This window comes from Pseudomonas gozinkensis (genome assembly GCF_014863585.1).
GTDB lineage: Bacteria > Pseudomonadota > Gammaproteobacteria > Pseudomonadales > Pseudomonadaceae > Aquipseudomonas > Aquipseudomonas gozinkensis.
Map to the genome: position 1 here is coordinate 4697543 of NZ_CP062253.1, position 13998 is coordinate 4711540.

The 13998-nt window shown below is 50.8% G+C and carries 13 protein-coding genes; 1 reads left to right on the forward strand and 12 read right to left on the reverse strand.

Going from position 1 to position 13998, the window contains the following annotated elements; all coding sequences use genetic code 11:
* Nucleotides 1-425: 425 nt before the first annotated feature.
* Complete coding sequence (locus tag IHQ43_RS20815; protein ID WP_192561950.1) at nt 426-2396, forward strand: acyltransferase family protein; 1971 nt, start codon at nt 426-428, stop codon at nt 2394-2396.
* 564 nt (nt 2397-2960) lie between these two features.
* On the opposite strand, the gene IHQ43_RS20820 is transcribed toward IHQ43_RS20815, so the two are convergent.
* The 12 genes from IHQ43_RS20820 to rpsA all read right to left on the reverse strand — a co-directional run bounded on the left by IHQ43_RS20820 (nt 2961) and on the right by rpsA (nt 13950).
* Nucleotides 2961-4343, reverse strand: a complete 1383-nt coding sequence (locus tag IHQ43_RS20820; RefSeq protein ID WP_192561951.1) for an FAD/NAD(P)-binding protein — start codon at nt 4341-4343, stop codon at nt 2961-2963.
* Nucleotides 4340-4933 carry an adenylyl-sulfate kinase gene (cysC, locus tag IHQ43_RS20825; RefSeq protein WP_192561952.1) on the reverse strand — a complete coding sequence of 198 codons (594 nt, stop codon included), beginning with the start codon at nt 4931-4933 and terminating at the stop codon, nt 4340-4342. Before cysC ends, IHQ43_RS20820 begins: the two co-directional genes overlap by 4 nt.
* Before the next feature lie 103 nt (nt 4934-5036).
* Nucleotides 5037-6050: an MraY family glycosyltransferase gene (locus tag IHQ43_RS20830; RefSeq protein WP_192561953.1), complete on the reverse strand. Its 1014-nt coding sequence runs from the start codon at nt 6048-6050 to the stop codon at nt 5037-5039.
* Complete coding sequence (locus IHQ43_RS20835) at nt 6047-7009, reverse strand: UDP-glucose 4-epimerase family protein (RefSeq protein WP_192561954.1); 963 nt, start codon at nt 7007-7009, stop codon at nt 6047-6049. Before IHQ43_RS20835 ends, IHQ43_RS20830 begins: the two co-directional genes overlap by 4 nt.
* A complete protein-coding gene (locus IHQ43_RS20840; RefSeq protein WP_192561955.1) occupies nt 7006-7929 on the reverse strand; it encodes a glycosyltransferase in 924 nt (307 codons plus the stop codon). The genes IHQ43_RS20835 and IHQ43_RS20840 overlap by 4 nt, the downstream gene beginning before the upstream one ends.
* A 56-nt stretch (nt 7930-7985) precedes the next feature.
* Complete coding sequence (gene rfbA / locus IHQ43_RS20845) at nt 7986-8876, reverse strand: glucose-1-phosphate thymidylyltransferase RfbA (protein ID WP_192561956.1); 891 nt, start codon at nt 8874-8876, stop codon at nt 7986-7988.
* Nucleotides 8873-9766, reverse strand: coding sequence for a dTDP-4-dehydrorhamnose reductase (rfbD, locus tag IHQ43_RS20850; RefSeq protein ID WP_192561957.1), 894 nt, complete (start codon nt 9764-9766; stop codon nt 8873-8875). The genes rfbA and rfbD overlap by 4 nt, the downstream gene beginning before the upstream one ends.
* Entirely contained in the window at nt 9763-10839 is a 1077-nt protein-coding gene (gene rfbB / locus IHQ43_RS20855) for a dTDP-glucose 4,6-dehydratase (RefSeq protein WP_192561958.1), read from the reverse strand. The genes rfbD and rfbB overlap by 4 nt, the downstream gene beginning before the upstream one ends.
* A 230-nt stretch (nt 10840-11069) precedes the next feature.
* The gene (locus IHQ43_RS20860) at nt 11070-11309 is read right to left on the reverse strand and encodes a LapA family protein (RefSeq protein ID WP_192561959.1); all 240 of its coding nucleotides are present in this window, start codon (nt 11307-11309) and stop codon (nt 11070-11072) included.
* Nucleotides 11310-11336: 27 nt separating this feature from the next.
* Nucleotides 11337-11633 carry an integration host factor subunit beta gene (gene ihfB, locus IHQ43_RS20865; protein WP_007950920.1) on the reverse strand — a complete coding sequence of 99 codons (297 nt, stop codon included), beginning with the start codon at nt 11631-11633 and terminating at the stop codon, nt 11337-11339.
* 148 nt (nt 11634-11781) lie between these two features.
* Nucleotides 11782-12060, reverse strand: coding sequence for a hypothetical protein (locus IHQ43_RS20870; RefSeq protein WP_192561960.1), 279 nt, complete (start codon nt 12058-12060; stop codon nt 11782-11784).
* A 204-nt stretch (nt 12061-12264) separates the two neighbouring features.
* Entirely contained in the window at nt 12265-13950 is a 1686-nt protein-coding gene (gene rpsA, locus IHQ43_RS20875) for a 30S ribosomal protein S1 (RefSeq protein ID WP_192561961.1), read from the reverse strand.
* Nucleotides 13951-13998: the final 48 nt, after the last annotated feature.

Sequence of the window (13998 nt, forward strand, 5' to 3'; positions counted from 1 at the left end):
CATTAGTTAAAGCCACTCGTGCTGAAAACGAAATGATGATCTCTTTAATCTGTGCAGAAAGAGGCGATCTTAGAAAATATCATGCGATGTGTTCAGCATCCAATCGTATCGACTACGATTTGCTGCTTGCCCTCCTAGGTCTTCTTGCCAGCGCCGCGTGAGGGGAGCTGGGCAACAGACTCACCTGATCGGCATCGCCCTTGCCTTGGCCACCTGAATTCAGTACGCTGCGCAACTTGACGAAGGCAAGTAAGCCGTCCCGCGATAAAATCAGGATCCTCCTGAATCATTTTATCCAACCGACGGCCACCTTATCTTCCATATCTGGGCATTTTCCAGGAACATTTCTGAAATCAACCGGGAATGACTGTGCCATGTCCACTTAACTTGCATAATTGACTGTTAATAAAAACAGGTAAAATATCTTGACCAAGCCCCCTCTCCAATATCGTCCAGATATCGATGGCCTGCGAGCCATGGCAATTATACTCGTCATGATTGCTCACGCCTTTCCGACCTTCTTAGTTAACGGCTATATTGGGGTTGATATATTTTTTGTGATATCTGGGTATTTGATCACCTCCATCATATTGAAGGAAATTTCGAAGAACAGGTTTAGTTTTGTTGAATTTTACATACGCCGTGCCAATAGAATATTTCCGTGCCTTGTAATTGTTCTTGCTGGATGCTTGATATTTGGATGGCTGGTATTGCTCCAAGGCGAATATAAGCTGGTGGGACGAGCTACTACGGCCGGTGCGGGCTTTGTGGCAAATATCAACAACTACAGCGAGGGCGGCTATTGGGACGTATCAAACAACGTTAAACCGCTGCTCCACTTATGGTCGCTCGGTGTCGAAGAGCAGTTTTATATCTTCTGGCCTGTCATGTTATGGCTGGCCTCAACCAATCGTATGAAAAGCACGGCTCTTGTAATTTCCATTGCAATGTGTTCTTTTGCATGGTGCGTGTATATTACAAAAGAAAATCAACCCTCCGCTTATTACCTACCTTTTTCCCGTTTCTGGGAGCTAATGGCTGGGGGATTACTGGCACATGCCGAAGCATTTGCGCGATCGAAAGATATCAGCATATTAGATGTTATAACGCACAGCAAGATATTCGATTGGTGCAACAAAGCCCGATCACAGCTGAATGTTATTCTTGCGAACTCATTTTCCATTCTTGGGCTATTTCTCGTTATATCCGCATTGCTTACTCAATATCCCCTGAGCAGTTTTCCGGGTAGTTATGCAGCACTTCCTGTTTTAGGTGCGGTGTTGCTAATCATGGCTGGACCTGCTGCATTAATTAATTCAAAACTTCTTTCCAATCGACTGATTATCTATATCGGACTAATCAGTTACCCTCTCTATTTGTGGCACTGGCCGATAATCGTCTTCAATTACATTATCCATAGCGGCGAGGTCTCAAATAGATCATTATTTTTATCATTGGCAATTACATTTATACTGGCAAGTGCCACCTATCACTTTGTAGAAAAACCGATCCGATTGAACGCAAAATGGCATAGCAAGAAAGCAATGGCGCTAACAGCCCTAGTTTTGTTGTGTGGCATTTCAGGATATATAGTAAATATCAATGATGGATTTGAGTCCAGATACAAGAATTACGAGATTGCGTCAACTTCACAAGTTGAAATCTCTGCTAAAAAAGAGAAGTTTGCTATCCTTGGAGATAGTCAGAGTGAAATGTTTGCCGATGGCATGCGGTTGCCCACCGACAAAGTAAAAGTTTTCTCTACAGCAGGGTGGCCATATCTTGCTGGCACAAGCTTCTTAAAGATCACAAACAAAATTCCGAAGCTCACTGACGATGCCATGAGTGAAATATTAGCTGACAAAAATATAGACATTGTTGTCATTGCAAACATGTACAACCTGTACACTGACTTCGATGAGTTCAATCATGGCGATAAGTTTTATAGCGTTCCGGTTGTGCCGCATGAAACATCAAAGGAAGCTTACTATTCTGGTCTGCGAAGAACAGCCACGATTCTCGCCAATGCCGGAAAAAAGATCATTTATGTAAAATCCATTCCATTTCTGGGCGGGGTAAATTCTGTTTCTGCATGCTCTGATTATCACCTTACAGTTCCTAGAAAGAAACCTAAGTCTTGCCTTGTCACCCGCGATGAGATTGAAAAATTTCGAGATGGATATGATTCATCTGTGCAAAAGACATTTCATGATATTCCTGGGGTCTCAATATTCGATCCTGTGCCATACATCTGCGACGAGAAATATTGTCACGTCTCGAAAGATGGGGTATTGATGTATCGAGACACATCGCATCTTAGTCATGAAGGTGCTGCAATTGTCGGATCGGGAATAATTAAAGCTGTTAATGCTGTGCGTTCGGATAAATATCTATGAGCACGACATGATTTATCCGTTGGCCAGCTACCTTCGGAACACTATTACCCAATTGCCGCCCGATACAACACATCGGGCCAAAGGACGGTTTGGTCGAGTGGGGAAAATCGCCGTAAGGCAGATTTAGTAATCCGCCAGCAATTTAAACTTCTGCGACATCATTAGCCCCCCTTCTGGGCGGGTATTGCCTATCGCAAAGCGATGCGACCAACCCATCTGCCGCTCGCAACCCGCAGCGATGTATCCTTAAAGCATGAGGTTGGGGCATGGAGCTAGGTAGGAGTCGACACTGACCAGTAAAGGCTCGTTTACCAACTCAGAACTGCCCCAAGAACTCGACCGTTTTTTTCAGTTTCGGGGCAGGAAAATCCAGGATGGTCCGCACGGAAATGAGGAAAACTAGTAGGATACACACTCGCCACATGCTTTCGCTGCACCTTATCCGGCCCGCAGCCCCTCAGTCCAAGCAACAGGCAACGTATCGGTGCTCCCGATTTCCGAATCAGACGACGAGTTGAGATGTCAAACTTGATGTGGACTCATAGAGTAGTTACGAACATCCGATTACATAGGATCGGACTTAACTGACGCAAAGCTTTTAACCAATTCAATTGCCAGCGCCCGCGCATGCTGGCGAAGTTCGGGAACAGCCGTGGCCTCCCATAGTTGAGCTTTTAGCATAGGCCCCACATAACTTAACCACTGTATACTTCTCCCAGACGGATCTTCAACTGAGTAGTCTTTGCCAACCGTGATTCCAAGATTCAATGCATCAGCACTGATCATTGCTTCGTTCAACAAATACGAAATAAATGGATCAGTAATTTTCTCTATGTCCGTACATGGACCAGTGCAGTTGATGATTTGATCAAACCGGTATTCGACAACATTATCGACTCCTCTTGTCTTGATACGCACAGAAACGCATGCCCCTTCAGCAGCCACCGAGAGAATCCGTCCAGCGATCGAGTTGACAGCGGAAGTCGCAAGCGCTTCCTGATAAATACGGTAAGTCTGTGGTGCCACTCGGTGCCGATAGACATCCCAATGGGGCTGTACATGACGTAAAAAGCGTCTGCGCTCATCAAGCAACAAACGTCCCCACAGCTCGGAAGTAATCGGCCTGAGTGCTGCCACAACTTCCCGCCAGTGCTCAGGCGACCGAGCCACCTCTTGACGCACCAATTTCATATAAGAGGAGACTGACGGTACGCTCGCCAGTAAATCCGCGCAGATAGTTGTCGAGAAAGCCGAGGCAGGTATGCGGTCGCGGTGAGCCGTAGGTAATAAACCTCGACGCGAAACCATCGTAACTTTGGCCGCAGGATGGGATTGGCGCAGGGAGATCAGAGTATCGAGCGCTGTCAAACCACTGCCGACCAGCAGAACGCGCGGCGCTTGATCAGAAGAGAGCTGCGCCAATGGCGACCAGGGATCTGCTGTATAGACCGAAGAGTTGTCGAGTTGCTGTAATCCTGATGGTCTGGCAGGGGAAAAATTGCCGAACGCCAATACAACATGATCCGCGACAATTCGCTCACCGGTACTAACATCTATCACTGCGCCTGCACCATCAGCCTGGATCGAAAGGACCTCTCCTGTAATGCGCGAACACTTTACCGTAGACTGAGCTTCAGACTGACTCAGCATTTCACTAAGATAGGCGCCATACAACTTTCGCGAAACGAAACTGCCGGAATGAGTTTCAGGATCAATCTTTTGACAAAAGGCAAGGAACGAGTCGGGTTGATCAACCAATGCGGACATATTCCCCGCTGGCACGTTCAACAAATGATGTGGACTGTTTGTACCATAGGCCAAACCACGCGCCATTTTTCCCGATCGATTGATGATTGTAAGGTGCATCCCCTCCGATGCACGCTTCAGGAACTCTATTGCTGTTACTGCCCCACTAAAACCTGCACCGATGATGACTAGCCGCTTCACTTTGCATTCCATTGTTCTAAATAAGTCATTACAGCATCCACGCCGTCTTCTATCGAATGAGTCAGAGTTTCAATTGTTATCTGTGGAGAGGCAGGAGGCTCATACGGCGAGTCAATCCCCGTGAAGTTTTTGATAACCCCTTGCCGGGCCTTGATGTAGAGTCCTTTGGGATCACGACGCTCGCACTCGCTGAGCGGTGTATCAATATACACCTCAATAAAGGACTCATCGCCGATTACACTGCGTGCCAGCGCCCGATCACGTCGAAATGGAGAAATAAAGGAGGTGATGACAATGAGCCCTGCATCTATAAACAGATTGGCCACTTCGGCGACCCGCCGGATATTTTCTTCGCGGTCGACATCTCCAAAGCCAAGATCCTTGCACAAACCCATCCGAACGTTGTCACCATCGAGCAAATACGTGTGGCATCCCTTCGCTACAAGTCGTTGTTCTAGCGCGTCCGCAATGGACGATTTTCCAGAACCACTCAGACCAGTCAGCCATATCACAACGGGACGCTGATTTTTTTGCTCACCACGTATACGACCAGTCGTCGAAATACGTTGGCACGTGAGATTATTCTGCATATTTTCTCGTCATTTTTAATGTCTGGGCCAATAGCAGTTAGGCGCTCCGCATAGTAAATGCTGAAGCCTGCGCTGGGATTTTAGACCAGCCAGCTGGCTATAACTACCGTGTTTTAGCCTTGCCGGCGTTCAGTAAGTACGCTAAAAAAAACAGAGGACCAAAGGCAGTTACCAGGCCAACCACTGCATTCATTTGATACAGCGCCACGAAAATTGAAATAGGAAGCAAAAACCCGGCATTTATTACCAAAACTGTCAGCGTCACTTTTTTGTGCCCGAAACGACGTGCTGCATGTTGATAACCGTGGCTACTATGAGCCTCGTACACCTTTTCGCCGCGTATTAACCGGAAGATAAGGGTCCATGTGGCATCGACTATGAATACACCCATCAGGATGATCCAGCTCCATAGCAACACAGGCTTGTGCGAAGCAACCTCGAGCGTGATTACCCCAAGGATGAGCCCGAGAAAGCCACTTCCGGCGTCCCCCATAAAAATCCGCGCTGGTGGAAAATTCCACCAGAGAAACCCCGCGACAGCCGTTGCCAACATCACCGGCGCCCAAATCAGGTATACGCTTTCGCTGAACCAATAAACCAGGCACATACCGAGGCACACACTGATTGCTTCAATGCTGGCCAGACCATCGATGCCGTCCATGAAGTTATAGAGATTCAGCATCCAGACCAAATATATCAACGCCAGCAGATGTCCAAACCATCCAAGATCAATAGTCACGCCGAACAGCTCGACCGGAGCAAAACCACCCAACCAGTACAATGCCCACGCTGCGGCGATAAAGTGCCCGAGCAAACGCCATCTGGCGGCGATATGGCCATGGTCATCGGCAAAGCCGATCAACGCAACCAACAATCCCGCCCCCAACAAACCATACAAGACGTCAGTGCCAAGGAGATCCAACTCAGCAAGCACGGGCAGCACCAGGAGATAGGAAACAACTATTGCAACACCGCCTCCACGCGGTGTCGGTATCGAGTGGGCGCTGCGCTCATTGGGAATGTCCATCAAGCTCTTTGACAAGGCATAACGACGCAAGCACAGCGTCAGTAGCCAAGAAACAGCAAATACCCCAAACAGCAGCCACCAAACAGTCATTTCGTGTGATTTTCCTGGTAGTGGCCAGCGGTCTGACGCATGGCCTTGTCCATATTCGTAGGCGGAGTCCACTTCAGTAACTCGCGATTTTTACTGATATCGACTTGCAGCGAGTCGCATATACGCTGGGCAACTGCATTCTTTCCGAATAACGAGGCAGCCAGTTTCAGCAAGTACTCGGGCACAGGCCAAAGCCGAGCTGGCTTGCCGAGCGCAATCGATAGACGACGCAGCAACTGAGTGGTAGATACGTCCTCGCCGTCGCTAACCAGAAAGGTCTGGTTGATTGCCGCAGGATGATCAATGCAGGTGACAATGAGGCTCACCACGTTTGCAATCGAGACCAAACTACGCTGGTTTCGTATTGCTCCCAGAGGCAGTGGCACTGCTTTATCGAGCCAGTTCAGCATGCTCAGAAAGTTGGCTTGCACTCCAGGACCGTAGATAAGCGGAGGCCGGATGATCACCAGCTCCATGCCGGTGTCGTGACTTAGCCGCTTCAAAGCTTCTTCGGCTTCGTACTTGGACACACCATAAGGATCCAGCGGATTCGGAAGATCATCGGCTTTGAATGGCCTGCCAGGGCGAGTGCTTTCGCCGTTGACCTTGATCGAACTTATAAAAATGAAGCGCTTAACACCCGATGCAGCAGCGTATTGAGCCAGTTTGATCGTACCCTCGACATTTACTTTACGAAACTCTGCCAGTGCATCCGCAGCGGTTTCGTTCATCACATGCACCCGGGCAGCGGCATGAACGACTACCTGAACATCATTGAGTGCAAGCTGGATCCGGGGATGGGTGAGATCGAATGGCATCACGGAACACAATCCATGTAATCGCGTAGCACCTCGTGCCGCCGCAATCGGGCAGAACTGTTTATCGGCCAGCAATCTGAAAACCATTGCCTCACCAACGAAACCGCTAGCTCCCGTTACCAATACTTTCGGGACGGTCATGTGGCGTTATTCCCTATCACTGCAGTTGCCCAGCAAATACAAAAGAAAAACACTTTGTCCCGCACTCGCCGTCTACAGCGCCAGGCACCAAAAGAAAGTCGCATGAGTTGGATACGGCGTAAATTTAGCCATGTCCGTACAAAAGGATCTGAATCCTGGCCAAGCAAGCGCGCAATCAATCGAACCTGAGTGAACCACCAACCGTCATGAATGGTTTTGTAGCGGGCAATGAGTGAATTCAACCCTTTGTTTGCGCCTACCTGGTTATGCTCGTGCTGACGATAATCCATGGAGGGATCAGGGTCGATGTACCAGCGGTAACCATGGCGACGGGCAAACGCATAACAATACCAGTCGTGTAAGCTGACGTCCTGTAACGGCTGCCAATTGACAAGCATTGATGACTTGAGCTGATCCACGAGATCTTTGCTCATCACATAGGTACAACCCGGCCCGGCCGCCTCAAACAGATAGTCCCACTCGACTTGAGGCTGCGCCTTATCCAGCAAATGAGTTGTGCCATCGGGCCAGAAAGCTGTGACGTTACTGGAATAGGCATCGACCTGACGACGTATTATGGCATTTGCCGCACGCTGGAGCTTATCCGCGTGCCAGACGTCATCTTGATCGGAAAAGGCAACCAGATCGTAACCTTGAAACTCGACATCACGGATGAGTCGAAAAAAATTCCGCGACGCGCCACCGAAGGTTCCTGCGGCGGGCAGCACAATGACGCCTGGATGCTCATCCGCATAGGCTGAGCACCAAACTTCAGTCCCGTCGGTCGAGGGATCAATACTGATATAGAGGGTTACATCGACACCTGACTGGGCGAGAATCGAGGCCACCTGCTCCTCGATCCATTGCATGCCGTTGTAGGCGGCCAGCAAAACCGCAACCTTGGGATGTTTTACTGGCATACCATTTCTGCCTGCACCAATTAAACGCTTTTGTTCGAAAATATTGATTTTTCGAATTAGTGTGAAGGCGAGTCCAGCAACTTCTGCAGGTACTGACCGTACCCGGTTTTCTTCAGAGCGTCAGCTTGAGTACCAAGCTGTTCGGCAGTAATCCAGCCATTGTGGTAAGCAATTTCTTCCAGACAAGCCACTTTCAAGCCTTGACGCTGCTCGATGGTATGCACGAAGTGGCTGGCTTCCAACAGCGAGTCGTGAGTGCCAGTATCAAGCCAGGCAAAACCACGACCCAGCATTTCGACGCTGAGGGACTTGCGCTCAAGATAAGCGCGGTTGACGTCGGTAATTTCCAGCTCACCACGTTCGGAAGGCTTGATTTTCTTGGCTATTTCGACAACTTCGTTGTCGTAGAAGTACAAGCCAGTTACCGCATAGTTTGACTTTGGCTTCAGCGGCTTTTCTTCAATGCTGAGAGCACGACCAGTAGCATCGAACTCAACCACGCCAAAGCGCTCAGGGTCGGAGACGTGGTAACCAAACACGGTCGCACCCTGCTCCTGTTCAGTCGCAGAACGCAAGTTATCCGAGAAGTGCTGACCGTAGAAGATATTGTCGCCAAGGATCAGGCAGCAAGGGTCCTTGCCAATGAACTCCTCGCCGATAATGAATGCCTGTGCCAAACCGTCCGGACTAGGTTGTTCGGCGTAAGTCAGCTTGATACCGTAAACGCTGCCATCACCCAGCAACTTGCGAAAGCACGGCAAGTCTTCAGGCGTGGAGATGATCAGAATTTCACGCATACCCGCAAGCATCAGTACGGACAGAGGATAGAAGATCATCGGTTTGTCGTAGATCGGCAGCATCTGCTTCGAGACGCCGAGGGTCAACGGATGCAGGCGAGTGCCCGAGCCACCGGCGAGGATGATGCCTTTACGATTTGTCGTGGTCATTTGTTAAGAACTTCCCTAAGCATTCGGTTTACACCACTTTGCCAATCCGGCAAGTGTAGAGAAAAATTGTCACGCAGCCTTTGAGTATTCAATCTTGAATTATGTGGCCGACGCGCAGGTGTCGGATAAGCGGAGGTATCAATTGGATTGACTGCTTTGACGGCGAGTTGCTCGCCGTTGTCCCGCGCAAATGCAATCACATGACTGGCATAGCCATACCAGGACACTTCACCGCCGGCTGCCAGGTGATACAGGCCCGACAGTTCTGGTTGCGCCACAGCCTGACGAATGGCAAGCGCAGTAACATCGGCAATCAGATCAGCTCCCGTCGGGGCTCCGATCTGATCATCGATAACACTCAGTGTTTCGCGCTCCTTCGCCAGCCGCAGCATGGTCTTTGCGAAGTTGTTGCCGCGAGCGCCATAAACCCAGCTCGTCCGAAAGATCAAATACTTGCAGCCCGACGCAACGATTGACTGCTCTCCCGCCAGTTTGCTTGCGCCGTATTGATTCACCGGGGAGACCGCATCGGTCTCCTGCCACGGCGTGGAACCCTGGCCACTGAAGACATAATCAGTCGAATAATGAATCAACCAAACGCCCAGGGCAGCAGCCTCCTCAGCCATGAGCTGAGTGGCCTGACCGTTCACACGATTGGCCAGTTCCGCTTCTGATTCAGCCTTGTCCACTGCCGTATAAGCTGCAGCGTTGACAATCACGTCCGGGTTGACCCGTCTGATAGTGGTACGTAGCGCATCCAGATTGGACAAGTCGCCGCACAATCCATCAACAACATGGCGATCAAGCGCGATCAGTTCGCCAAGTGGAGAAAGGGAACGCTGCAGCTCCCACCCCACCTGACCATTTTTGCCCAACAGGAGAATTTTCATGCCTTGTCAGAGCGATCTGCGTAGTTCTGGTCGATCCATTGCTGATAGGCACCGCTCTTCACGTGCGATACCCACTCACTGTTGTTCAGATACCACTCAACTGTTTTGCGGATGCCGGAATCGAAGGTTTCTTCTGGTGTCCAGCCCAATTCACGCTGGATTTTGCTGGCATCGATGGCGTAACGCTGATCATGGCCAGGACGATCCTGAACATAGGTGATCAGGCTCGCATGTGGACGGTGCGCGGAATCAGGGCGCAACTCATCGAGCAATGCACACAGAGTGTTCACGACTTCGATGTTTTGTTTTTCGTTATGACCACCGATATTGTACGTCTCGCCAATGACGCCTTCGGTCACGACTTTATACAAGGCGCGGGCGTGATCTTCGACATACAACCAATCGCGAACCTGATTACCTTTGCCATAGACAGGCAGCGGCTTGCCTTCCAGCGCGTTGAGGATGATCAACGGGATCAATTTTTCAGGGAAGTGGCAAGGACCATAGTTGTTCGAGCAGTTGGTGACCAGCGTCGGCAGACCGTACGTACGTGCCCAGGCACGAACCAGGTGATCGGAACTGGCTTTACTGGACGAGTACGGCGAGCTTGGCTGATACGGGGTAGTTTCCGTGAAGAGATCTTCCGGACCTTCCAGATCGCCGTAAACTTCATCCGTCGAAATATGGTGGAAGCGGAAAGCGCCCTTGCGGGTATCCTCTAGCGACGTCCAGTAATGGCGAGCAGCTTCCAGCAAAGTGTAAGTGCCGATGATATTGGTCTGAATAAATTCGGAAGGACCAGAGATGGAGCGATCCACGTGAGACTCAGCCGCCAGGTGCATGATTGCATCCGGCTGGTGCTCACGCAGAATTCGGTCGATCTGCTCACGGTCACAGATATCGACATGCTCGAACGCATAACGCGAGTTTCCGCTGACTTCGGCCAACGACTCAAGGTTACCCGCATACGTCAACTTATCGACATTGATCACTGCGTCGGTCGTGTTGGAGATGATATGACGGATGACAGCCGAGCCGATAAACCCGGCGCCGCCGGTTACTAGAATTTTCACGCGAAACCATACCCTTGAGTTGCTGACAGGGCCGCCAACCGAGCGCTGTCTAATCCATGAATGCAAAAGCCATCATTTCAGCTGTGGCTTCTGACGATATCAGTCTGAACCGATGTGGGAATAAGCCACTATCGGACAAGCGCAGCATTTTACAGCTTAATGAACGTTTTACTAATGGATATAGACAAGCTGTGGCTAAAGTTTAGTTCGCCTTTCCTTCCCTGTCGCAATCAGACAAGACGCTTGCGTGAAGCTCTGGACGCACGTCCCAGAAACCAGCCGAAAACCGGACCTATCAGCATACCCGCCAGCAATGCACTCACCGCAATCACTGATACCGGTAGCTGCGGCCCCGCCCAACCAAGAAACAACAGGGAAACCGGTTGCTGATTCTCAAGCACGAAAGCAAGAATCGCCAATACCAGCAATAGAACTAAAACGGAAAGAAAAATGCGCTTGAGATTACTCATGAGCGACTCCTTGCGTAGCGGTGACCGTCAAGCCCCCTCCTCCTCTTCTTCATTGACGCGATCGCGCAGTTCCTTGCCTGGTTTGAAATGCGGAACAAATTTTCCGTCCAGACTGACGGACTGACCGGTCTTTGGATTACGACCGACGCGCGGCGCACGATAATGCAAGGAAAAGCTGCCAAACCCCCGAATCTCGATGCGATCACCTGTAGCGAGACACTGGGACATTTGCTCAAGCATGGTCTTGATGGCCAACTCCACATCCTTGGATGAGAGCAGCCCTTGATGGGTGACAATTCGTTCGATCAACTCCGACTTCGTCATATTTTTCCCTTCTTTTTCAAGCAGCTAGGTCAGCGCTTGAAAGGTTTTAGCACGCCCGGAAGATTTTGAACAGCCCAGGACTTGACATATCTTTCCCCTCCCCACAACGCCCGTTTTCAGGGCATCGAATTGCAAGCCCGACCAGCACTCACCTACAAATCACCAACATGGTTCGGGTGAGGTAGCCAGCAGGATTGAAGCCGAAGGGAAACTCATCTTCATCCCGAGCATCATCAGAACGCGTTATCACCTTGTAACCCGCCCCCTTGCACTCCTTGGCAGCGCGCTTCTGACAGCGCTCCCAGCCCGAACCCAAGCCAGAGCAGTCGACCTCGATACCACTGACTCCGCGCACCGCGTGGGTCTTGGCATTGGTAGTACAGCCCGCCAACGCCAACACGCCCACAAGGACTATAAACTTGTTCATTCACTTCCTTATGCCAGGCACCCGCCCGACTACTGCGATCTTCAGACTAAGCCTAGACGCGAATAGACGATTGATCCGATTAAAGACACAGACCACCCGGCAAAGGGAATGGTTTCACCCGAACAACCAGAGAGCGATACCCCACTAAATCGCAGGCACAAAAAAGGGCGACCGAAGTCGCCCTTTTTAATGATCAGACAGAACTCAGTTCTGTTTGGCCATTGCTTGACGCAGCAGTGCCGCCATGGTGGTGTCGGCTGCTTCGCCTTCCGGAGCTGCTTTCAGGCTCTGGATGGCTTCTTTCTCTTCAGCATCGTCTTTCGATTTGATCGACAGCTGGATTACACGGCTCTTACGATCAACGCTGATGATCTTGGCTTCTACTTGCTGGCCTTCTTTCAGAACGTTACGCGCGTCTTCAACGCGGTCACGGCTGATTTCGGAGGCTTTCAGAGTCGCTTCGATATCGTCGGCCAGAACGATGATGGCGCCTTTGGCGTCAACTTCTTTCACGGTGCCAGTAACGATTGCGCCTTTGTCGTTAACCGAGACGTACTCGGAGAACGGATCGCTTTCCAGTTGCTTGATACCCAGGGAGATACGCTCACGCTCCGGGTCAACCGACAGGATAACGGTGTCCAGCTCGTCGCCCTTCTTGAAACGACGTACGGCTTCTTCGCCCACTTCGTTCCAGGAGATGTCGGACAGGTGAACCAGACCGTCGATGCCGCCGTCCAGACCAATGAAGATACCGAAATCGGTGATCGACTTGATGGTGCCGGAGATCTTGTCGCCCTTGTTGAACTGGCCAGAGAAGTCTTCCCATGGGTTCGACTTGCACTGCTTGATGCCCAGGGAGATACGACGACGCTCTTCGTCGATGTCCAGAACCATGACTTCCACTTCGTCGCCGACTTGTACGACTTTCGAAGGGTGGATGTTCTTGTTGGTCCAGTCCATTTCCGAAACGTGTACCAGACCTTCAACGCCTTCTTCCAGCTCAGCGAAGCAGCCGTAGTCGGTCAGGTTGGTTACACGAGCGGTAACGCGAGTGCTTTCTGGGTAACGGGCTTTGATAGCAACCCATGGATCTTCGCCCAGTTGCTTCAGGCCCAGGGAAACACGATTGCGCTCGCGATCGTACTTCAGAACCTTGACGTCGATTTCGTCACCAACGTTGACGATCTCGGAAGGATGCTTGATGCGCTTCCAGGCCATGTCGGTGATGTGCAGCAGGCCGTCCACGCCACCCAGATCGACGAATGCGCCGTAATCGGTGAGGTTTTTGACGATACCTTTGACTTGCTGGCCTTCCTGCAGGGATTCCAGCAGAGCTTCACGCTCGGCGGAGTTCTCGGCTTCCAGGACGCTGCGACGGGAAACGACAACGTTGTTGCGCTTCTGGTCCAGCTTGATGACCTTGAATTCCAGCTCTTTGCCTTCCAGGTGCGTGGTGTCGCGCACTGGACGGACGTCAACCAGGGAACCTGGCAGGAACGCACGGATGCCGTTAACGTCGACAGTGAAGCCGCCTTTAACCTTACCGTTGATAACGCCCTTGACCACTTCCTCAGCTGCGAAGGCTGCTTCCAGAACGATCCAGCATTCAGCGCGCTTGGCTTTTTCACGGGACAGCTTGGTTTCACCGAAACCGTCTTCAACCGAGTCCAGAGCAACGTGAACTTCGTCACCGACATTGATAGTCAGATCGCCAGCGTCGTTGTAGAACTGCTCCAGAGGGATCAGTGCTTCGGACTTCAGGCCAGCGTGAACGGTTACCCAGCGAGCTTGGTAATCGATATCAACGATAACACCGGTGATGATGGAGCCTGCCTGAAGGTTCAGGGTCTTTAGGCTTTCTTCAAAGAGTTCCGCAAAGCTTTCGCTCATTTTAATTCCTGTTGATTAGGGCGAAAAATACGCCCGTCTCCACATCCC